The following is a 20,422-nucleotide window of genomic DNA, read 5'->3' on the forward strand; positions in this document are numbered from 1 at the left end:
TGGGGAGTTGGCAGCCCGAGAAATGTAGCAGAAAACGTGAGGAAGGAGAACTGGTTTAATTCATTGGGAAGGGAGGCTGCGATGCGGAGGGGTTTCTTTAGTGGCAGGTGTCTGAGAGCCTCCCCCCGGAGGGGGGAGGTTGGAGGGGGGGAAGGCTGACTGTTGCCGCTACGCTCCCCCTCCCTGGCCCTCCCCCTCCGGGGGAGGGGATCATCCCAAGGAAGGTGCGGCGGCTTAGCGGATACCGGCCTTGGTGAGGTGGGGGGCGTAGCGTTTGTCGGTNCAAGGCTGACTGTTGCCGCTACGCTCCCCCTCCCTGGCCCTCCCCCTCCGGGGGAGGGGATCATCCCAAGGAAGGTGCGGCGGCTTAGCGGATACCGGCCTTGGTGAGGTGGGGGGCGTAGCGTTTGTCGGTCCCCTTGATGTGGTTCACGAGCCAGTTCTGCAGGAATTCGATGACGTCGTGGGTAAGAACGGTCTCGCCCGACTTGAATTTTTCCTGAAGTTCAAGCACCTGGCGAACCAGGTCCCTATGTTGCTGAACGTGCGCTGTTTCTTCGGGATAGCCCGACTTGCGGAAGGCCTCTTCCTCGGCAGCGAAGTGGCTGCCGGTGTACTCGATGAGGCGCTGCAGCACCGAGCCGATGGCGTCCTTGCTCCGCTTGTGCTGCATCGCCTGCGACAGCTCGTTGATCATGGCGAAGAGCTTCTTGTGCTGGTCGTCGAAGGTGTTGATGGTGGTGGCGTAGCTCGGGTCCCAGAGAATGGCGTCGGAGAGCTGGAAGTGGGAGACCAGCTCGTGTAGTTCATCGACCTGCTGCACCAGTTTGCCGGTCGCCGCCCTCGTGTTCCGGGCGCTCTCCAGGTTGCTGTTCACGACGCTGGTAATCATCTGGATGTTGCTGGTGATCTCGTGGGTCGTGGCGGTCTGCTCCTCGGCGGCGGTGGCGATCTGGGAGAGCTGCATGGTCAGGTCGTTGATCATGGTGAGGATGCCGGCGAGCGCCTCACCGGAGCGGCAGGTTTCCGCAGTCCCCTGGTTCACCTGCTCAACCCCTTCGCTCATGGCGCCGACCGCCTCGCGGGTCTCGCTCTGGATCGACTTGATCATGGCGTCGATCTCTTTCGTGGCCCTTGTGGTCCGTTCCGCGAGCGCCCTGACCTCGTCGGCAACCACGGCAAAGCCACGGCCGGTCTCGCCGGCGCGCGCGGCCTCGATGGCGGCGTTCAGCGCGAGGAGGTTGGTCTGGTCGGCGATGTCCTCGATGGTGCCGGCTATGGCGCCGATCTGGTCGGAGCGCTCGCCGAGGCCCGCAACCGAGGTTGAGGTGGTGGTGACGCGCTGGGCGATGTTCTCCATGAGCTGCGCACTGCTTCTGACGATGGCGGCACCGGCGTTGGTCTCGTCGGTGGCCCTGTGGGCATTCTCGGCGGCCATGAGGCAGTTGCGGGCGATGTCTCCCGAGGTTGCCGACATCTCCTCGCTCGCCGTGGCGATTGTCGAGGCCTGCATGGCGACATCTTCCGCCGCGGCAGCCATGGCGTCGTTGGTGGCGCTCACCAGGGAAACGGAGTCGCGGACCAGGTCGGTCACCGTGAAGAACTGGTGCATGGTCTTGTTCCAGTCCCCCATCATGTTGTTGAAGGATGTACCGATGCGACCGATTTCTCCGCTGGCGATCTGTTCCACCCGGCAGGAGAGATTGCCTCCCGCGGCAGCTTCGATCGCTTCCGCCACGTCACGCAGGGCGCGGGTCTCGCTGCGGGCAACCTGCCAGCACAGGAGTGCCGAGAGTAGGAATATGATGAGACCGGCAAGCACCATTCCGGCGATGTTGCCGCAGCTGCCGACGACGATGGTGGAGGCAACCGTCGCAAAGATAGCAATCAGGTTGATCGTGATGAGGCGGGCGCTGAAAGACATGGACGATCTCCTTTGCAAACACGACTTTTGAGAGTTTCAAGGAGTGTATCGTCTGCCCGGGCGGAAACTTTAACTATTCATGAGTATCGTATACGGGAATGCGAGGACCGCCCGGCAGGATGTGGTGGGCATGGCGATGGCGCCCCCTTGCTTCAGCTATCGCCAGGAGGTGCGGCTGCTGTCGGTGCCAGGGGAGCGATCAATCGTACCGGCGACGAACCTATGGGGGGCGCCGTCTTGCTTCTGATGCGCCTTTTCAGACTGCTCTGCCTGCATCACAAAACCGCAGGACAGGATGATCGCCGCCATGATGAGTTTCGCGGGAAAAGCTTTCATAACCGGCCTCCTTTGGACTGGGGGAATCGGGGTACTCCGCTGGACTGCCTTTTCATGGGAAAAATATTGGCACAGTCTAATGTAATGGAAAATTAAGTCAAGTTTAATCTTGCCCCGGTACGGCTCATGATTGACCGTTGCAGGAGATGAAGCCTCGCCCCGGCGCGTTTCGTAAGGAAATTGTTTGCCTCCGGTGGACAGCCGGGAATCATCATTTATAATGAGCACTTGTTTTTTTCACATGAGAGATCGGACGGAGTCATATGTGATCATTACGGCCATAAGGCGCATGGTACTTGTCGGAGCGATGGCGGCGTTGCTGTTCCCCGCCTCTGCCAAATGCCATGTTGAAGAAGAGACAACTCCGCACGCAGAACATCAGGGCGCCTCGAAGCAAGAAGAGGGGAACGTAGGGCTTGAGGAGCATCTGGGCAAAAAGATCCCGCTTGATCTGGTCTTCACCGACGAGAGCGGGCGGCAGCGGCGCCTCGCCGAGCTCATCACCGGTCCGACCGTCATCCTCCCCGTCTATTATTCCTGCACCAACGTCTGCAACTACCTTCAGGAGGGACTGGCGCGGGTCCTGCCGGACTTAAAGCTCACCCCTGGAAAGGACTACCGGGTCCTGTCGGTGAGCTTCGACGAGCGCGAGACGCCGCAGCGCGCGGCCCGCTCCAAGCACATGTACGAGACGGTGATGAAGGGGAAGTTCCCGGAGGGGAACTGGATCTTCCTGACCGGTGACCCGGCGAACATCCGCAAGCTCACCGACACGGCAGGTTTTCATTTCCAGCGCAAGGGAAACGATTTCGTCCATCCGGTGGTGAGCTTCGTGGTGGCGAAGGACGGCATGATCGTGCGCTACCTCTACGGCACGCAGTTCCTCCCGAAGGACCTGACCCTGGCGCTCATGGAGGCGAAACAGGGGAGGATCGGGACCACCATCAGCAAGATGGTGAGCTACTGCTTCAGCTTCGATCCTGAGAGCAAGAGTTACGCGTTCAACCTGCTGCGGGTGAGTGCTACGGTCATCATCGTCTGCGTGGTCGGGTTCCTGATCTTCCTGATCTTAGGCGGCAAGAAGACGGATAAAAATAAAGGCAAGGAAACCTAAACTGCGGATCTGCAGGGTTTCGGGGGAATAAATGAGTCAAGAAACGGCAACTGCGGAAGGCGGGTTCTGGAGCGATTCCGGCAAGACCGGGATCGGGTCCTGGATCTTCTCCACCGACCACAAGCGCATCGGGCTTATGTACCTTTACTGCGTGCTGAGCTTCTTCATGGTCGGCGTCCTGTTGGGGGTACTGATCAGGCTCGAGCTGATCGCGCCGGGGCCGACCATCGTCACCGCCCAGACCTACAACGCACTTTTCACGGTGCATGGCGTGGTGATGATCTTCCTCTTCATCATCCCCGGGATACCGGCGTCGTTCGGGAACCTGGTGCTGCCGATCCAGTTAGGCGCGCGCGACGTGGCCTTCCCGCGGGTGAACCTCTTTTCGTGGTGGCTCTACGTCATCGGCGCGGTGATCGTCCTGGTCTCGCTTTTCACCGGCGGCGGCGCCCCCGATACGGGATGGACCTTCTACGTCCCCTTCTCGGCCCGGACTACGACCAACGTCTCCCTCGCAGTTTTCGGCGTCTTCATCTTAGGTTTCTCCTCGATCCTAACCGGTATCAACTTCGTGACCACCATTCACAGGATGCGGGCCCCGGGGATGACCTGGACCCGCATCCCCCTCTTCACCTGGAGTCTCTACGCGACCGCCTGGGTCCAGATCCTCGCCACCCCGATCATCGCCATCACGCTCCTTCTGGTGGTGACCGAAAGGATCCTGGGGCTCGGCCTCTTCGACCCAAGCCGTGGCGGCGACCCCATCATGTTCCAGCACATGTTCTGGATCTACTCGCACCCGGCGGTCTACATCATGATCCTCCCCGGCATGGGGGTGATCTCCGACATCATCCCGGTTTTCTCGCGAAAGCCGATCTTCGGGTACAAGATGATCGCCTTTTCGAGCCTCGCCATCGCCGCGGCCGGTTCCGCGGTCTGGGGGCACCACATGTACACCTCGGGGATGAGCGACTTGGGCGTCATGGTCTTCTCCTTCCTCACCTTCCTGGTGGCGATTCCCTCCGCCATCAAGGTCTTCAACTGGGTGTCGACCATGTACAAGGGGTCGATATCGCTGGAGGCGCCCATGCTCTTCGCGCTCTCCTTCATCCTGCTCTTCTCCATCGGCGGGCTTTCAGGCCTGATCCTCGGCGCCGCGTCCACCGATATCCACGTGCATGACACCCACTTCGTGGTCGGGCACTTCCACTATGTCATGTTCGGCGGCACCGGCTTCGCCTTCTTCGCCGCGGCGCACTACTGGCTTCCCAAGTACTTCGGCAGGCGTTATGAGGAAAAGCCCGCCATCATCGGCTGGGTGCTCATGTTCATCGGCTTCAACGTCCTGTATTTCACCATGCAGGTGCTCGGGATGGAGGGGATGCCGAGGCGCTACTACGACTACCTCCCCGAGTTCGCCCGCCTGAACTTCGTCGCGACGGTGGGGAGCTGGATCATGGTCGCGGGGATTCTCATCGTGCTCTGGAACCTGTGGCGCGGACTTTTAAAGGGTGAGCCGTTCACCGGGAACCCGTGGGGGGGTGCCACCCTTGAGTGGAGCATCCCGACGCCGCCGCCGACGGAGAATTTCGAGGAAGATCCCGTGGTGACCCACGGACCGTACGACTTCAAAGGGGCGGGGGTCCCATGAGCCATCTGGAAAAGGACGCTTTCGGAGCAAAACTCGGCATGTGGCTGTTCCTGTTCACGGAGATACTTCTCTTTGGCGGGGTATTCCTCCTTTATTCGGTCTACCTGGCCAAGTATCCAAAGGAGTTCGGCCTGGGGGGAAAGCAGCTCGACCTGGTCTACGGCGCCACCAACACGGTGGTTCTCCTGACCAGCTCGCTTTTCGCGGCGATGTCGGTCACCGCAATCAAGCGCGGCGCCAAAAAGGCGACTCTCAGTCTCTTGACGGGGACCATCGGCTGCGCCTTTATCTTCCTTTTCATCAAATACCTCGAGTGGAGCGCCAAGATCCATCACGGCATTTACCCGAACTCCCCGAAGCTGATTGAGGGGCCTCCGGGGGAGTCGATCTTCTTCGGGCTGTACTATCTCACCACCGGCCTGCACGGCATCCACGTGATCATCGGCTCCGTGCTTATGGCGTGGACCGCGGTGATGGTGCAGCGGGAGGTGCTGCATGCAGGGGACAACGTGACGCTAGAGAACGTGACCCTCTACTGGCACCTAGTCGACCTCGTTTGGATCTTCATTTTCCCGCTCTATTACCTGATCCTTTAACGGCGGGTCGGTGCGTGGGTCGAGATATACCGGAGACATGAACATGACAAACGAAAGCGCGGAAAACATCCTGAGTTACGGGAAACTGGTTACCGTCTGGGTCACCCTGTTGGTGCTGACGGCGGCAACCATCATGGTCACGCGCGTGGAGCTTGGCGTCTGGAAGGTCTGGGCGGCGCTTGCCATCGCGAGCATAAAATCGGGCCTCGTGATCGCCTTCTTCATGCACATGAAATACGAGCCGCGGCTGTTCCGCATCATCCTGTTCGTGGCTCTTTTCACCCTGGCCGGTTTCATCGGGGGAACCTTCTTCGACGTACTCTACCGATAAAGGGGCGAACGTGGAAAATCAACTACTCACAACAACGCAAGCAGTCGATCCCGTGTTCATGTTCCTTTTCGGCGCCTGCCTGGTGCTGCTCGTCGGGATCACCGCAACCATGATCTTCTTCGTGGTCCGTTACCGCCGCTCGAAGAACCCGGAGCCGACCTCGCAGGTATCGGGAAGCCCGCTTCTAGAGGTTGTCTGGACCCTGCTGCCGACGATCCTCGTGATGGGGATGTTCTACTACGGCTGGACCAGCTACCTGTCGCTCAGGACGGTACCGAAGAACGCCATGCAAGTGAAGGCCGAGGCGCGCATGTGGTCCTGGGACTTCATCTATCAAAACGGCAAGCACAGCCCGAAGCTGGTAGTCCCGGTGGGAAGACCGGTGCAGGTGAACCTGGAATCCGAGGACGTCATCCACGGCTTCTACGTCCCGGCCTTCCGCATCAAGCGCGACGTGGTGCCGGGGATGAAGAACCACGTATGGTTCGTTGCCAGTTCGCCCGGCTCCTACGACCTCTTCTGTTCGCAGTACTGCGGCACCGGCCACTCCGCCATGATAACAACCGTGGAAGCGGTACCGGCGGACAAGTTCGAGGCGTGGCTGAACGAGAAGGCGGCAGAAGGCGGGGCGGCCAAGGGTAAGGCCCTGCTGGAGAGCCATGGCTGTCTCGGCTGCCACTCCCTGGATGGCTCGACGAAGGTGGGGCCGACCTTCAAGGGGCTCTACGGGAGCCAGGTGAAGGTGACGCGCGGCGGTAAGGCGGAGACGGTGAAGGCGGACGAGGCGTACCTGCGCGAATCGATCCTGAACCCGGGTGCGGCCATCGTTGAAGGCTTCCCCCCGATCATGCCGAAGAGCGACATTCCGGAAGGCGATCTTAAGGTGATGGTCGAGTTCCTGGAAGGAGAGAAGTGACCTTTTCCGCACGAAAAACGATAGCCGGGATGTGCCGGTTGTTCAGGCTGCCATTGGCGCTCATGAACGGGACGGCGGCGCTCGGGGGGTACCTGCTCTGCCGTGAGGTGCGTCCCGGCGTGTCCGGGCTCATGCTCTTTATCGGCGTGACCCTCATGGCGTGCGCCGCCTCGGCCTTCAACCAGCTCCTCGAGCGCGACGTGGACGCCCTCATGCGCCGCACCATGACGCGCCCGCTTCCCGCCGGAGAGCTCGCACCGCACTGGGGGGTGACGATCGCCGTATTGGTCCTTTTGTCTGGTGCCGTCATCCTTGCTGCTCTCGGTGCCGCGCCCCTTCTCCTCGCCCTGGCGACTCTTGCCTGGTACCTCGCCGTCTACACGCCGCTCAAGCGGCGCACCCCCTTCGCACTCCTCGCCGGGGCCTTTTGCGGTGCCCTCCCGCCGCTCATCGGCTGGAGCGCCGCCGGGGGCGCGCTCGGCGATTTCAGGATCGTCCTTTTGTGCGGCATCCTGTACCTCTGGCAGGTCCCCCATTTCTGGATGCTGCAGAAAAGGCACGCCGACGATTACCGGTTGGCCGGGTTTCCGCTGTTCGCGCCGCAGAGTTTTCGCGGTCCCGGACCGTTTCTCGTGCTCTGGCTTGCCGCCGTCGTCGCGGCGACCCTGATGCTCCCCGCCTTCGGCCTCATCGCCGGCAGTAACGTATCCCTTTGGTGCCTCGCCTTCTGCGTTCCGCTGCTGCTCACACCGTTTCAGCGTTTCGAGGCGGCAGCTTACGTCGGCATCAACGTTTTCCCGGCGTTGGTCACCCTGGCGCTGTACAGCACGCCGTAGCCTTCCCTACGGGAGCTTTCCGAGAAGGAGTTTTCATGGCAGACAAGGAGAAGTGCGAGCAGCCTGCGCGTCACAAGGCACACATGTGCAAGCTGAAGAAGGATGGCCGGATGGACGAGTACGAGCGGCACGGGGAGAAGCCGATCGTCTACTGCAACAAGTGCAAGGTGCAGGCGAACGACCCGCTAGTGGTCTGCAATCCGAGAAGCATCAAGCCCGCGCGGTAATCGCGACCGCAACCCCTCAACGCAAAGGCGCCAAGTTGCGGAGAGGCAAAGATTTCAACCATCCTTTGCCTCTCAACGTCTTGGCGCCTTTAAAATACCCAGTTTCTAAGCCTTTCCCCTTTTAGGCTTAAGGTTTTATCCCCTTTATCCCTGTTAAACGGTTTTCGGATTTTCTTAGCGTCTTGGCGCCTCCGCGTCTTTGCGTTGAGCCTTTGTTGTGTTTATCCCTTGCGTCCGATCACCCCGAGCTCGCGGCCGATTTGGGTGAAAGTCGCGAGGCCGGTTTCCAGGTCCCCCTGGGTGTGGGCCGCGCTGATCATCACGCGGATGCGCGCCTTACCCTGCGGCACGGTCGGAAAACCGATCGGCATCACGAAGATGCCGGGCTCGGCGGCAAAAAGCCTGCGCGAGAACTCCTGCGCCACGGTCGCTTCACCGAGCATGACCGGGGTTATCGGCGTGACGCTCACCCCGATGTCGAAGCCCGCGTTTTGCATCCCCTCTTTGAAGTAGCGCGTGTTGTCCCAGAGTTTTTCCACGAGCGCGCTGCTCTCCTCCAGAAGATCAACGGCGGCAAGGCAGGCGGCGGTGTCCGCAGCAGTCACCGCACTCGAGAAGAGGAAGGGGCGCGCCTTCTGCCTGATCCAGTCGATGACGACCTTCTTCCCGGCGATCACGCCCCCCATGACCCCGAACGCCTTGGAGAGCGTACCGATCTCCAGGTCGAACTTGCCGTTCAGCCCGAAGTGATCCACGATGCCGCGCCCACCCCTTCCAAGCACCCCCTCGCCGTGGGCATCGTCCACCATGGTGATGATGCCGTGGCGCTCGCAGAGTTCGAAAAGCCGGTCCAGGGGGGCGATGTCGCCATCCATGGAGAAGACGCCGTCGGTGATGAGGAGCGCGCGCCGGTACTGCCCGATGTTTTCACGGATCACCCGCTCGCAGTCCTCGAGATCGCAGTGCTCGTAGACCAGGATCTTCGCCGAGGAGAGGCGGCAGCCGTCGATGATGCTCGCGTGGTTCAGCCGGTCGGTGAAGATGACGTCCCCCTTCCCCACCATGGGAGGGATGGCGGCTTGGTTGGCGCAGAAGCCGGACTGGACGTAGAGCGCGTCCTCCACACCCTTGAAAGCGGCCAGACGCGACTCGAGCCTGCGGTGCAGCTCGAGGGTCCCGGCAATGCTCCGCACCGCGGCCGGCCCGACCCCCCACTGCTCCACCGCTTCCTGAGCCGCCTTCTTGAGGCGCGGGTGGTTGGCGAGCCCAAGGTAGTTGTTGGTGCAGAAATTCAGCACCTTCTTGCCGTCCACCACCATCCAGGGGCCGCAGGCCGAGCCGATGGTGCGTATGTTGGTCCTGAGCCCTTCCGCTTCCATGGCGCCCATCTCATCGTTGATCCAGGCGAATTTATCTGTCATTGCCGGTTACTCCTCCACCCAGTTCAGGATGACCTTGCCTGCGTTGCCGCTTCCCATCGCCTCGAAAGCAGACTCGAATTCCGTGTAGTGCATCCGGTGCGTGATCACCGGCGTGATGTCCAGCCCCGTCTTGATCATGGACTGCATAAGGTACCAAGTCTCGTACATCTCGCGGCCGTAGATCCCCTTGATGGTGAGCATGTTGAAGATCACCTGGTTCCAGTCGATGGCGAGGTCGCCCGAAGGGATGCCGAGCATGGCGATCTTGCCGCCGTGGCACATGTTGTCGAGCATCTCCTTGAAGGCGGACCCGTTGCCGGACATCTCGAGCCCGACGTCGAACCCCTCCTTCATCCCGAGCTCCTTGCGCACGTCAGCGAGGGTCCTCTCTTTGACGTTCAGCGCGACGGTCGCCCCCATCTTCTTCGCCAGGTCGAGCCGGTAGGGATTCATGTCCGTGGTGACGATGTGGCGCGCCCCGGCGTGGCGGGCGATGGCGGTGGCCATGATGCCGATGGGGCCGGCACCGGTGATGAGGACGTCCTCCCCAAGGACCGGGAACGCGAGTGTGGTGTGGGTTGCGTTGCCGAAGGGGTCGAAGATGCTCAAGACCTCCATCGGGATGCTCTGGTCGGCGTGCCAGACGTTGGTCACCGGGATGCAGATGTATTCGGCGAAGGCGCCGGTGCGGTTCACCCCGATCCCCTTGGTGTCCTTGCACAGGTGCCGTCGACCGGCGAGGCAGTTGCGGCACCTACCGCAGACCAAGTGCCCCTCGCCGGATACGATGTCCCCGATCTTCAGGTCGGCCACGTTGCTGCCGATCGCCTCAACCCGTCCGACGAATTCGTGCCCGATCACCATCGGCACCGGGATGGTCTTTTGCGCCCACGCGTTCCAGTCCCAGATATGCAGGTCGGTGCCGCAGATCGCCGTCTTGTGCACCTTGATCAGCACGTCGTTGATCCCCATCTCGGGGACCGGGACGTCGTCCAGCCACAACCCCGGCTTCGGGTATTTCTTCACGAGCGCGCGCATCGTCTTTTGCATGGTGGGACTCCTTTAATGTGGTGGCCGTTTTCGGCTCATTAATGTTACCAACATCGAAGGCCATGTAAATAGCGCGCGCTGCAAAAGAAGGACGGGGGATTACGACCTATCCTTCAATTAATACCTGCGTCCGTAATACCCGCCGCGATCATAGCGGCCGTCGTAGTCGTAGTAGCCTCCGCCATGGTGCCGTCCGTGATAATAGCCGTCGTCCACCGGGACGAGGATGCAGCCGGCCAGGAGCGCCGGGAGGACGACCAGTGCCAACAATATCCTAGTAAGCTTTTTCATCTCAGTTCTCCTCTTTACTGGACCCATTGCCAGTACATTCAGGTTAGGAGCAAATTGAGGATGAAATATGGAGCAAATGAGAAAAAAGATGTGCACGTTATGGTTGGTGGGACTGATCTGCTATGATAGAAGGGTCACTAAGCACACAGGAGAACGCCATGAGCGAAAACGAGACTTGCCCAAAACCGAAAGAGCACAAGGCGCACATGTGCCAGTTGAAACACGAGGGAAGGATCGAGGAGATGGACAAACACTCGGCGAAACCCAAGTTCGTCTGCAACAGGTGCCGCGCCAAGGCTGACGGGGAAGACTACCTCTGCAACCCGCGGCCGCTGTAATCCTCACGTCCCAGCCGCGGCGTCGCCTGCTGCGCGACGGCCGCGGTCTTTCCTCACCGCTTCCTCCCGTTTTTCGTGAGCGCTCCCACACCATTAATGCTTCAAGCCGGCGCCGTAAGCTGCCGATAAATGTGCATACTCTTCTCGGAACAGTTCCTTTCGGATACCCGGGTGAGGTACCACAAACACCCAGAGGTCGCGATGCGTAGCAAACGTGCACATCTTTTCAGTGTCCGGTGGTGGTTGGGCTTGTGCCTTTTGGCGCTGCTGCTCACCGCGTCGCCGTTGCACGCCGAGTCCACGGTGCCCCACCTGCTGGTCATCAACTCCTACAACTACGGGTACGACTGGTCCGACGACGAGATGCGAGGTCTGCAGGCGGCGCTGCTCAAGAAGCTGCCCCGCATGGAGATGCTGGTCGAGCACCTCGATACAAAGAAGTTCCCTGACAAGCGGCACTTCCCCGAGCTTGCGAACCTTTTCTCCATAAAGCATCGCGGCATCCGGTTCGACGTGGTGGTGGCTCTCGACAACGCCGCCCTCGAATTCGCCCTGCGCTACCGGGAGCGCCTCTTCCCCGACGTCCCCATGGTGTTCTGCGGCATCAACGACTACGAGCCGGAGATGGTCGCCGGGCAGTCGAAAGTCACCGGAGTGGCGGAGTACCACGACATGGTCGGGACGGTTGCCATGGCGCTGCGCCTGCATCCCGGGACAAAAGAGGTGGTCGTAGTAAGCGACTACTCCGACACCGGCCGCGCCATGCGCCATGAACTGGTCACCTCGTCCGCCAAGTTTCCCAAGGTCGCCTTCCGGTTCCTGGGCGACCTGCCCTTGGAACAGGCGGTCCAGCAGTTGAAGGGGCTTTCCCCTGACGCGCTCGTTTTGATGCTCTCCTACACGATGGACCAGAGTACCGGCCGCTCTTTCACCCAGGCCGAGGCCGCGCGCATAGTAACCTCGGTGAGCCCGGTGCCGGTCTACGCCGTGCATGCAGCGCAACTGGGGTACGGCGTGGTCGGCGGCATGATGATGGAGGGGAGGAGCCAGGGGGAGAAGGCGGCCGAGCTTGCGGTGAGGATCCTTTCGGGCGAAAGCGCTTCGGCGATCCCGGTCATCACCGGCACCCTTTCGCGCCCGATGTTCGACGACACCTTGCTGCGCCGCTGGGACATCGACCGACGCAAGCTCCCGCCCGGGTCGCTTGTCATTAACGAGCCGGTTTCCTTCTACGCGGTGAACAAGACCGCCTTCTGGACCGGCGCGCTTTTCGCTCTCTTCGTGGTCTCCGCACTCGCGGCGCTATATTTCAACAATGAGCGGAGAAGAGGGCTCGAGCGCGAGCTGCAGTTTACCGAGGAGCGGTTCCGGCTCCTTTTCAACAGCGCCGGCGACGCCATCTACATCCACGACTTCGATTTTTGCATCCTCGAGGTGAACCAGTCGGCCTGTGACCGGATGGGTTACAGCCACGACGAGTTCATGGAACTTACCCTGAACGAGATCAACGCGCCGCATCAGGCCGAGAAGCTCCCGGAGCGCCTGGCCGCGCTAAAGCGAGAAGGACGTGCCCTGTACGAGTCCGAGCACCGGACCAAGGACGGCGCAGCGATTCCCATAGAGGTGAGCAGCCGGCTCATCGATTACCTGGGGCGCCCGGCGATCCTCAGCGTCGTGCGCGACATCTCGAAGCGAAAACTCGTGGAGCGGCGCGAGAACACAAGGCTCAAGATCCTGGAGCAGATGGCTACCGGGGCGAGCCTAGAAGAACTTCTGGTCTGCATCGTCGGCTTCGTGGAACAGGAGAGTCCGGGCGCCCTCTGCTCCGTGCTTCTCGCCAACGAAGAAGGGACGCAGCTCATGCACGGCGCGGCGCCTAGCCTCCCGGCCGAGTACAACCGGGCGGTGAACGGGCTAAGGATCAGGGAGGGGATGGGTTCGTGCGGGACTGCGGCATTTCTGAAGCGGCGGGTCATCGTCGAGGACCTGGAGACCCATCCCTACTGGAAAGGGTTCCAGCCGGCGTTTGACGCGGGGCTCAAGGCCTGCTGGTCGGAGCCGGTGCTGTCGGTGGACGGGGAACTCCTCGGCACCTTCGCGGTCTACTACCGGAGCTGCCGCAGCCCAGGCGATGCTGAGCTTGCGCTCATCGAGTCGGCGGCGCATATGGCGAGCATCGCCATCGGCCGGGTGCGCAGCGATGAGAGCCGCTTCCGGCTGGAAGAACAGATGAGGCAGATGCAGAAAATCGAGGCGATCGGGCAGTTGGCGGGGGGACTCGCCCACGATTTCAACAACCTGCTCACCCCGATCTTCGTCTACGCCGACATCGCCAGGAAGAGCATGGCGGCCGACGATCCCAACTGCAAGAAGCTGGAAGGTATCCTCTCCTCGGCGCACAAGGCGGCCGACCTGACGAAAAAGCTTCTGTCCTTCGGCCGCAAGCAGCGGCTCAACATGGAGGTGATCGAACTAAACGAGGTGATCCGGGCGCTCCTCGATCTGATGCAGCGCACCATCAGGGCGAACATCGAGATCAGAACCAACCTGACCGACTTCGGCGCCTGGATCTTCGCGGACCGGGGGCAGGTGGAGCAGGTCCTGATCAACTTCGCCGTGAACGCGCAGGACGCCATAAAAGGGAACGGGACCATCGTGATCGAGACCGGGAACGTGCTCCTGGACGACGAGTTCGTGAGGGTGAACCCCGGCACCAAACCGGGCCCCCATGTTCTCCTTTCCTTCACCGACAACGGCTGCGGTATGAAGGAGGAAGTGCTGCAACACATCTTCGAACCTTTCTACACCACGAAGCCGGTGGGGGAGGGGACGGGGCTCGGGCTCGCCACGGTCTACGGCATCATCAAGCAGCACAACGGTTGCATCAAGGTGAAGAGCAGGGCCGGTCACGGCTCCTCGTTCCTGGTCTACTTTCCCGCTTGCGCCGCCGAGGCGGGCGCGGAGGCGCCGGCCGTGGAGATCGCCCGGAAGCTTGAAAGTAAGGACAACCGTGCCACCATCCTCGTCGTCGACGACAACGAGGCGATCCGCGAGATGGCCCTGGAACTCCTGCAAGCGTCGGGGTACCGGGTGCTGCTGGCGGAGACGCCGGCCAGGGCGCAGCAGATCGCCGGGCAGCCGGGAATGGCCATTGACCTGCTCGTCACCGACGTGGTCATGCCAGAGATGAGCGGCCCCGAGCTTTACGAGCGTCTGGCGGCGGGCATCCCGGATCTGCCGGTACTGTACATCTCCGGCTACACCTTCGACGTCGAGGTGCACAACCCGCAGCAGCATGACCGCGTCAGTTTCATCCCGAAGCCTTTCACATCGGAGCAGTTCCTTGCCGGCATCGAGAATGCCGTCACGGATGCCGCCCGCCGCTAAGGAATACAACTTCAAGTGCGGCTGTCACTCCAAGCCGCGAAGCCGTAACAGAAAAGGCGTCACCGCGGACCGGCGACGCCTTCTTGTATTTGGAAAGGTGCCGTTGACATACACCTTATAAGTTGTATATCATCCGGATGACCGGAAAACAGCTTAAAAAGCTGCTGCTTGAATCGGGATGGCAACTGGACCGCATTTCAGGCAGCCACCACATAATGATAAAGGAAGACCGACGCTCGATCCCCGTTCCGGTCCACGGGAACGCGGATTTGCCGAAGGGACTGGTGCACGCGATTCTAAGACAGGCGGGTATAAAGGGGTAGACGATGCTTTCATACGCGGCGCGCATAAAGAAGGATACCGACGGCTATCTGGTGACGTTCCCAGACTTCGAGAACGTGATGACCTACGGCCTGACGACAGAAGAAGCATTACTGAACGCCGAAGAGGCGCTGAACGGTTGTCTTGAATCCGACTTCGAACGCAATTTCAAGATCCCTGAGCCGTCACGTATCGTCGGCAAGAACGTGTACCAAGTCCCTGTGGCGCCGCACATCGCCGTTGCCATCATGCTTAGGACGTTGCGCGCCGACCGCTCCCAGATGGAGATCGCCAGGCAGTTGAACATCGCCTACCAGGTGTACCAGCGTCTGGAAAATCCCCGCAAGGCGAACCCCACCGTAAAGACGCTGGAGAAAATTGCGAAGGTCTTTGGCCGGCGCGTGGAGCTCGGTTTCGTCTGATCACGCCTTAAACGGTTTACTCTACCTCTTTTTCAGAAGCTGGTCGTGACTGACTCCACCAACGTCCGGCATCCCGCCCCGATCTTGCCCGACCTGTCGGCCACTCTTTGTGCCTCTTCACCTGACTGTGTCATGCCTGACTGGAAAGTTCTGGTACTATTCTAACGGTAACTTTCCTCTTGAAGTAAATACGGCATGACTACCAAGTGCGAGGGATGAGATGGATCTGAAGAAAACACATTCAGTTGTACTGAACGAAGGGGACCCCGAGCAAAAGCGGGCGGAGATCCTTGAGTATTTCCACGCGACCTTTTCCATTGACGAACTCCTCTATGACACGCTGAAGGACGACGGCGCCTTCTATCTGAGGGCGGACCGGCTGCGTCACCCGCTCATCTTCTACTTCGGCCACACCGCGACCTTCTTCATCAACAAGCTCGTCATCGCGCGCGTCACCGAAAAGCGCATCAACCCGCGCTTCGAGGCGCTCTTCGCCGTCGGCGTGGACGAGATGTCCTGGGACGACCTGAACGAGGCACATTACGACTGGCCGACCCGCGACGAGGTGAAGGCGTACCGCGACCAGGTGCGCGAGCTCGTGGCGGGGCTCATCGCCACCATGCCGCTCACCCTCCCCGTCACCTGGGAAAGCCCCTTCTGGGCGATCATGATGGGGATCGAGCACGAACGCATCCACCTGGAGACCTCTTCGGTGCTGATCCGTCAGCTCCCAATCGATCGGGTGCGCCGGCTCGACTTCTGGGATGTCTGCCGCGACGCCGGTGAGGCGCCGGTGAACGAGCTCCTCCCCGTGGCGGGTGGAAAGGTGGTGCTGGGGAAAGAGGAGGGGCACCCGCTCTACGGCTGGGACAACGAGTACGGCCGTCACGAGGCGGAGGTCGGCGGCTTCGCCGCCTCCAAGTACCTGGTCTCCAACCGGGAGTTCCTCGCCTTCGTCGAGGCGGGAGGTTACGGCGAGGAGCGCTGGTGGACCGAGGAGGGATGGCGCTGGCGCACCTTCCGTAACGCTGAGCATCCGCTTTTCTGGGTGAAGCGCGGGGAGGGATGGGGGCTGCGCACCATGGCCGAGGAGATCGACCTCCCCTGGAACTGGCCCGTCGAGGTGAACTACCTGGAGGCGAAGGCCTTTTGCAACTGGCTCGCGGCAAAGACCGGCAAGGCGATTCGCCTGCCGAGCGAGGACGAGTGGTACCGCATGTACGACCTGGCGGGGATCGAAGACCCGCAGGGGTGGGGCGAGGCGCCGGGTAACATCAACCTCGCGTACTGGGCCTCTTCCTGCCCGGTGGACCGCTTCCGCTTCGACGCGTTCTACGATATCATCGGCAACGTCTGGCAGTGGACCGAGACCCCCATCTATGCCTTCCACGGCTTCAGGATCCATCCCTGGTACGACGATTTCTCGACGCCGACCTTCGACACGCGTCACAACCTGATCAAGGGGGGCTCCTGGATCTCCACCGGCAACGAGGCGACCCGCGAGTCGCGCTACGCCTTCCGGCGCCACTTCTTCCAGCACGCCGGCTTCCGTTACGTGGAGAGCGCGCACGCAATCGAGCTGCACGACGACCCCTACGAGACCGACGCGCTGGCGGCGCAGTATTGCGACGCCCACTACGGGGCGGAGCACTTCGGCGTGCCCAACTTCCCCAAAGCGTGCGCCGAGATCTGCCTCGAGGTCGCCTCGGGACGCGCGACGGGGCACGCCCTTGATCTAGGCTGCGCCGTTGGGCGCGCGAGTTTCGAGCTCGCGCAGGGCTTCGGCGAGGTTACCGGGATCGACTTCTCCAGCCGTTTCTTCAGGCTGGCGGCCCGGATGCAGGAGGAGGGGTACCTACGCTACGCGCTTCCCGAGGAGGGTGACATCGTCTCCTACCACGAGCTTGGCTTGGAGGAACTGGGTCTTGCCGGGATGCGTGACCGGGTGAGCTTCTTCCAGGGAGACGCCTGCAACCTACCTGACAAGTTCACCGGCTACGACCTCGTCTTGGCGGCGAACGTCTTGGACCGTCTCTACTCGCCGCGCCGCTTCCTCACCGGGATCCGCGGACGGCTGAACCCGGGCGGTCTACTGGTCCTCGCCTCCCCCTACACCTGGCTCGAGGAGTACACGAAGAAGGAGGAGTGGCTGGGGGGCTACCGCGAGGCCGGCGAGCCGGTCTGGACCCTGGACGGGCTGAAGGCCGAGCTCGAGCCGCATTTCCGGATGCTGGGCGAGCCGCGCGACGTCCCCTTCGTGATACGGGAGACGCGCAGGAAGTTCCAGCACAGCATCGCACAACTAACCGTATGGGAGCTTAAATGACGGGCAACTTCGATTTCGACGAGATCATCGACCGGCGCGGCACTGCGAGCGAAAAGTGGGACAAGTACGAGGGGCGGGACATCATCCCGCTCTGGGTGGCGGACATGGATTTCCGCTCGCCCCCGCCGGTCATCGAGGCGCTGCACGAGCGGGTGAGCCACGGCGTCTTCGGCTACACCGCCCCCCCGGGGGGGCTCGCGGCCGCGGTGATCGCGTCGCTCGAGGCGGAGTACAACTGGCAGGTCAAAAAGGAGTGGATCACCTGGCTGCCGGGTCTCGTCACCGGCCTTAACGTCTCCTGCCGCGCCGTGGGTGAGCCGGGCGACGACGTCATCACCTTCACCCCGGTTTATCCCCCCTTCATGTCGGCCCCGCCCCTCTCGGGAAGAAACGTGATCAAGGTGCCGCTTGCCTGCGAGGAAGGGCACTGGGGCCTAGACCTTGCCGCCCTGGAGGCGGCGGTGACCCCGAGGACGCGCCAGCTCCTTCTGTGCAGCCCGCACAACCCTGTGGGACGGGTCTGGAGCCGCGAGGAATTGACCGCGCTTGACGCCTTCGCCGCGCGCCACGAACTTGTGATCTGCAGCGATGATATCCACGCCGGGCTGGTCCTTGAGCCCGGTGTCGCCCACATCCCGATCGCCACCCTTTCCCCGGAGACGAGCCGGCGCACCATCACGCTCATGGCGCCGAGCAAGACCTACAACGTCCCGGGCCTTGGCTGCTCCTTCGCCGTCATCGAGGACGACACCCTCCGTCGTGCCTTCAGGAAGGCGATGGGGCGCATCGTCCCCCACGTGAACCTCCTGGGTTACACCGCGGCCGAGGCGGCCTACCGGTACGGCGAGCCGTGGCGCCGGGAACTGGTCGAGTACCTGCGCGAAAACCGCGACCTCGTGGAGCGGGAGATGACCGCACTGGGACTCCCCGTGGCCCGGGTGGAGGCGACCTACCTTTCCTGGATCGACGTGCGGACCACCGGGATCGAGGATCCGGTGGCGTTCTTCGAGAACGCAGGTGTTGGGCTCTCCGGGGGGAGCGACTTCGGACTTCCCGGATACGTGAGGCTCAATTTCGGCTGCCGCCGCGAGCTCCTGCGGGAGGCGCTCAGGCGCATGAGGGCGGCCCTGGAGGGGGTGCCCGGGAGGTGACGTATGCTGAAACGGTTGCTGCCGCTTTTGTTTTTGCTGCTGTTCGCTGGGGTGTCGCAGGCAGCACCCAAGCCTGACGACCACGAGGCGTTGGCCGGGCTTAAGAGCGCGCGGGTCATCTTCGATGTCCGGGTCCCGGACCTGGAAAGGCTCATTTTCAACCTGGAGCTCCTCGCCGAGACGCTGGAAGGGATGAATGCCCAGGGGGTGCGCCCGGAGATGGTGGTTTCCTTCCGCGGGCCGGGTGTGAAACTGCTGACCGCTTCCGTGATCGACAAGGAGGCGCTGGAACTGATCAGGGGGCTTAAGAAGCAGGGGGTGCGTTTCGAGGTCTGCTCGGTGGCGGTGCGGGTCTTCAAGGCGGATCCCGCGCAACTGGTCCCTGAGGTGAAGCTGGTGGGAAACGGGCTCACCTCGCTGATCGGCTACCAGAACAAGGGTTACGCGGTGATCACCCTCAATTGATGCGTATTAGATCCCCCCTCCCAGCCTCCCCCCTCCGGGGGGAGGAGCCATGGACCGGCCTGTCTGCCATGCAGGAGGAGGGTACGCCATGAGTGCCTATCGACCGCCCCCGCGTCCAAGGAATGTAAGAAGGCGATGACCACAGTTCCCTCCCCCCGGAGGGGGAGGGTTAGGGAGGGAGAAGAGGGAGAAGAGGGAGAAGAGGGAGAAGAAAATTACCCGAAGATCCTGTTCTCCTGTTCCTGCACCCGGATGAAGGTGGTCCTCTTGGTGAGCTCTTTTAGCGCCGAGGCGCCGACGTAGGTGCAGGCCGAACGCACCCCGCCGAGGATGTCGCGCACCGTCTCGTCGATCGGTCCCCGGTAGGGGACTTCCACCGTCTTCCCCTCCGATGCCCGGTAATGGGCGACGCCCCCGGAATGCTTGTCCATAGCGGTCGCGGAGCTCATGCCGTAGAAGAGCTTGAACTGCCGCCCCCCGCGTTCCACCACCTGGCCGCCGCTCTCGTCGTGGCCGGCTAACATCCCCCCGAGCATTACGAAATCGGCCCCTCCCCCGAACGCCTTGGCGACGTCACCGGGGCAGGTGCAGCCGCCGTCGGAGATGATCCTCCCCCCGAGGCCGTGCGCCGCGTCGGCGCACTCAATCACCGCGGAGAGCTGCGGATAGCCGACGCCCGCCTTCACCCGCGTCGTGCAGACCGAGCCGGGGCCGATGCCGACCTTCACGATGTCCGCCCCCGACAGGAGGAGTTCCTCGACCATCTCGCCGGTGACCACGTTGCCCGCGACGATGGTCTTCTCCGGAAAAGCGTCGCGCGCCCGCTGCACGAATTCGACGAAGCTCTCCGCATAGCCGTTCGCGACGTCGATGCAGATGAACTGCAGCTTCGGGTGGTTGGCGATGATGGTGGAGAACTTGTCGAAATCGGCATCCGAGGTGCCGGTGCTTACCATGATGCGGTTGTAGATGTCGTCGCCATGGTTGTGGTTTTCCAGCCAGGCGTCCCACTGCGCGATGGTGTAGTGTTTGTGCAGCGCGGTCAGCATCCCGTGTTCCGCCAGCCGGTCCGCCACTTCGAAGGTGCCTGTGGTGTCCATGTTGGCGGCGATGACCGGCACGCCGGTCCAGTCGTATTTGCTATGCAGGAATCTGAAGTGCCGCTGCAGATCGACCTGTGACCTGCTTTTCAGGTTCGAGCGCTTCGGTCGGATCAGCACGTCACTGAATCCAAGCTTTACGTCACTCTCGAGAAACATCTGGACGCCTCCGGTACTGTGTGAGATTCGGATCGGCCCTGTGTCGGACCAGTAAAGAGA

The 20,422-nt window shown here is 61.9% G+C and carries 20 protein-coding genes; 14 read left to right on the top strand and 6 right to left on the bottom strand.

Annotated elements, in window-relative coordinates:
• Window positions 1–367 precede the first annotated feature (367 nt).
• Window positions 368–1,924: a bacteriohemerythrin gene (locus E8L22_RS05595; RefSeq protein WP_136524219.1), complete on the bottom strand. Its 1,557-nt coding sequence runs from the start codon at window positions 1,922–1,924 to the stop codon at window positions 368–370.
• A 156-nt stretch (window positions 1,925–2,080) separates the two neighbouring features.
• Window positions 2,081–2,260 carry a hypothetical protein gene (locus E8L22_RS05600; protein ID WP_136524220.1) on the bottom strand — a complete coding sequence of 60 codons (180 nt, stop codon included), beginning with the start codon at window positions 2,258–2,260 and terminating at the stop codon, window positions 2,081–2,083.
• A 265-nt stretch (window positions 2,261–2,525) separates the two neighbouring features.
• Between E8L22_RS05600 and E8L22_RS05605 the strand changes: the two genes are divergently transcribed.
• From E8L22_RS05605 to E8L22_RS05635, 7 genes are read left to right on the top strand one after another with little or no spacing between them, the layout of a single operon-like run.
• Window positions 2,526–3,374, top strand: a complete 849-nt coding sequence (locus E8L22_RS05605) for an SCO family protein (protein WP_246044555.1) — start codon at window positions 2,526–2,528, stop codon at window positions 3,372–3,374.
• Between the two features lie 31 nt (window positions 3,375–3,405).
• A complete protein-coding gene (gene ctaD / locus E8L22_RS05610) occupies window positions 3,406–5,025 on the top strand; it encodes a cytochrome c oxidase subunit I (RefSeq protein ID WP_136524221.1) in 1,620 nt (539 codons plus the stop codon).
• Entirely contained in the window at window positions 5,022–5,621 is a 600-nt protein-coding gene (locus tag E8L22_RS05615) for a cytochrome c oxidase subunit 3 family protein (RefSeq protein ID WP_136524222.1), read from the top strand. Before ctaD ends, E8L22_RS05615 begins: the two co-directional genes overlap by 4 nt.
• A 43-nt stretch (window positions 5,622–5,664) precedes the next feature.
• Window positions 5,665–5,952 carry a cytochrome C oxidase subunit IV family protein gene (locus tag E8L22_RS05620; protein WP_136524223.1) on the top strand — a complete coding sequence of 96 codons (288 nt, stop codon included), beginning with the start codon at window positions 5,665–5,667 and terminating at the stop codon, window positions 5,950–5,952.
• Between the two features lie 10 nt (window positions 5,953–5,962).
• A complete protein-coding gene (gene coxB, locus E8L22_RS05625) occupies window positions 5,963–6,868 on the top strand; it encodes a cytochrome c oxidase subunit II (protein ID WP_136524224.1) in 906 nt (301 codons plus the stop codon).
• Between the two features lie 29 nt (window positions 6,869–6,897).
• Window positions 6,898–7,704: a UbiA family prenyltransferase gene (locus E8L22_RS05630; protein WP_136524831.1), complete on the top strand. Its 807-nt coding sequence runs from the start codon at window positions 6,898–6,900 to the stop codon at window positions 7,702–7,704.
• A 35-nt stretch (window positions 7,705–7,739) separates the two neighbouring features.
• Window positions 7,740–7,931, top strand: a complete 192-nt coding sequence (locus tag E8L22_RS05635) for a hypothetical protein (protein ID WP_136524225.1) — start codon at window positions 7,740–7,742, stop codon at window positions 7,929–7,931.
• Window positions 7,932–8,152: 221 nt separating this feature from the next.
• On the opposite strand, the gene E8L22_RS05640 is transcribed toward E8L22_RS05635, so the two are convergent.
• From E8L22_RS05640 to E8L22_RS21485, 3 genes are all read right to left on the bottom strand, one after another.
• The gene (locus tag E8L22_RS05640) at window positions 8,153–9,352 is read right to left on the bottom strand and encodes a glycine C-acetyltransferase (RefSeq protein ID WP_136524226.1); all 1,200 of its coding nucleotides are present in this window, start codon (window positions 9,350–9,352) and stop codon (window positions 8,153–8,155) included.
• Between the two features lie 6 nt (window positions 9,353–9,358).
• Window positions 9,359–10,402: an L-threonine 3-dehydrogenase gene (gene tdh / locus E8L22_RS05645; protein WP_136524227.1), complete on the bottom strand. Its 1,044-nt coding sequence runs from the start codon at window positions 10,400–10,402 to the stop codon at window positions 9,359–9,361.
• Between the two features lie 117 nt (window positions 10,403–10,519).
• Window positions 10,520–10,693 (bottom strand): hypothetical protein, encoded by a 174-nt coding sequence (locus tag E8L22_RS21485; protein ID WP_198419499.1) that lies wholly within the window; start codon window positions 10,691–10,693, stop codon window positions 10,520–10,522.
• Window positions 10,694–10,851: 158 nt separating this feature from the next.
• Between E8L22_RS21485 and E8L22_RS05650 the strand changes: the two genes are divergently transcribed.
• The 7 genes from E8L22_RS05650 to E8L22_RS05680 all read left to right on the top strand — a co-directional run bounded on the left by E8L22_RS05650 (window position 10,852) and on the right by E8L22_RS05680 (window position 19,103).
• A complete protein-coding gene (locus tag E8L22_RS05650; RefSeq protein WP_136524228.1) occupies window positions 10,852–11,031 on the top strand; it encodes a hypothetical protein in 180 nt (59 codons plus the stop codon).
• A gap of 249 nt (window positions 11,032–11,280) precedes the next feature.
• Window positions 11,281–14,418: a PAS domain S-box protein gene (locus E8L22_RS05655; protein ID WP_162604782.1), complete on the top strand. Its 3,138-nt coding sequence runs from the start codon at window positions 11,281–11,283 to the stop codon at window positions 14,416–14,418.
• 137 nt (window positions 14,419–14,555) lie between these two features.
• The gene (locus E8L22_RS05660; RefSeq protein WP_129125116.1) at window positions 14,556–14,741 is read left to right on the top strand and encodes a type II toxin-antitoxin system HicA family toxin; all 186 of its coding nucleotides are present in this window, start codon (window positions 14,556–14,558) and stop codon (window positions 14,739–14,741) included.
• 3 nt (window positions 14,742–14,744) lie between these two features.
• On the top strand, window positions 14,745–15,161 hold the full coding sequence (locus tag E8L22_RS05665; protein ID WP_136524230.1) for a type II toxin-antitoxin system HicB family antitoxin: 417 nt from the start codon (window positions 14,745–14,747) through the stop codon (window positions 15,159–15,161).
• 220 nt (window positions 15,162–15,381) lie between these two features.
• On the top strand, window positions 15,382–17,487 hold the full coding sequence (ovoA, locus tag E8L22_RS05670) for a 5-histidylcysteine sulfoxide synthase (protein ID WP_136524231.1): 2,106 nt from the start codon (window positions 15,382–15,384) through the stop codon (window positions 17,485–17,487).
• The gene (locus E8L22_RS05675; RefSeq protein WP_136524232.1) at window positions 17,484–18,638 is read left to right on the top strand and encodes a MalY/PatB family protein; all 1,155 of its coding nucleotides are present in this window, start codon (window positions 17,484–17,486) and stop codon (window positions 18,636–18,638) included. The genes ovoA and E8L22_RS05675 overlap by 4 nt, the downstream gene beginning before the upstream one ends.
• Window positions 18,639–18,641: 3 nt before the next feature.
• On the top strand, window positions 18,642–19,103 hold the full coding sequence (locus E8L22_RS05680) for a DsrE family protein (protein ID WP_136524233.1): 462 nt from the start codon (window positions 18,642–18,644) through the stop codon (window positions 19,101–19,103).
• Between the two features lie 215 nt (window positions 19,104–19,318).
• Here E8L22_RS05680 and E8L22_RS05685 read toward each other — a convergent pair whose 3' ends face one another.
• Window positions 19,319–20,362 carry a GMP reductase gene (locus tag E8L22_RS05685; RefSeq protein ID WP_135869037.1) on the bottom strand — a complete coding sequence of 348 codons (1,044 nt, stop codon included), beginning with the start codon at window positions 20,360–20,362 and terminating at the stop codon, window positions 19,319–19,321.
• Window positions 20,363–20,422 lie beyond the last annotated feature (60 nt).

The organism is Geomonas ferrireducens, assembly GCF_004917065.1.
Classification (GTDB): Bacteria; Desulfobacterota; Desulfuromonadia; order Geobacterales; family Geobacteraceae; genus Geomonas; species Geomonas ferrireducens.

Coding starts and splice junctions, on each gene's coding strand:
- E8L22_RS05665 (WP_136524230.1), top strand. CDS start 14,745: ATGCTTTCATACGCGGCGCGCATAAAGAAGGATACCGACGGCTATCTG.
- E8L22_RS05635 (WP_136524225.1), top strand. CDS start 7,740: ATGGCAGACAAGGAGAAGTGCGAGCAGCCTGCGCGTCACAAGGCACAC.
- E8L22_RS05640 (WP_136524226.1), bottom strand. CDS start 9,352: ATGACAGATAAATTCGCCTGGATCAACGATGAGATGGGCGCCATGGAA.
- E8L22_RS05630 (WP_136524831.1), top strand. CDS start 6,898: ATGTGCCGGTTGTTCAGGCTGCCATTGGCGCTCATGAACGGGACGGCG.
- E8L22_RS05660 (WP_129125116.1), top strand. CDS start 14,556: ATGACCGGAAAACAGCTTAAAAAGCTGCTGCTTGAATCGGGATGGCAA.
- tdh (WP_136524227.1), bottom strand. CDS start 10,402: ATGCAAAAGACGATGCGCGCGCTCGTGAAGAAATACCCGAAGCCGGGG.
- E8L22_RS05675 (WP_136524232.1), top strand. CDS start 17,484: ATGACGGGCAACTTCGATTTCGACGAGATCATCGACCGGCGCGGCACT.
- E8L22_RS05680 (WP_136524233.1), top strand. CDS start 18,642: ATGCTGAAACGGTTGCTGCCGCTTTTGTTTTTGCTGCTGTTCGCTGGG.
- E8L22_RS05620 (WP_136524223.1), top strand. CDS start 5,665: ATGACAAACGAAAGCGCGGAAAACATCCTGAGTTACGGGAAACTGGTT.
- ctaD (WP_136524221.1), top strand. CDS start 3,406: ATGAGTCAAGAAACGGCAACTGCGGAAGGCGGGTTCTGGAGCGATTCC.
- E8L22_RS21485 (WP_198419499.1), bottom strand. CDS start 10,693: ATGAAAAAGCTTACTAGGATATTGTTGGCACTGGTCGTCCTCCCGGCG.
- ovoA (WP_136524231.1), top strand. CDS start 15,382: ATGGATCTGAAGAAAACACATTCAGTTGTACTGAACGAAGGGGACCCC.
- E8L22_RS05595 (WP_136524219.1), bottom strand. CDS start 1,924: ATGTCTTTCAGCGCCCGCCTCATCACGATCAACCTGATTGCTATCTTT.
- E8L22_RS05650 (WP_136524228.1), top strand. CDS start 10,852: ATGAGCGAAAACGAGACTTGCCCAAAACCGAAAGAGCACAAGGCGCAC.
- E8L22_RS05615 (WP_136524222.1), top strand. CDS start 5,022: ATGAGCCATCTGGAAAAGGACGCTTTCGGAGCAAAACTCGGCATGTGG.
- E8L22_RS05600 (WP_136524220.1), bottom strand. CDS start 2,260: ATGAAAGCTTTTCCCGCGAAACTCATCATGGCGGCGATCATCCTGTCC.
- E8L22_RS05685 (WP_135869037.1), bottom strand. CDS start 20,362: ATGTTTCTCGAGAGTGACGTAAAGCTTGGATTCAGTGACGTGCTGATC.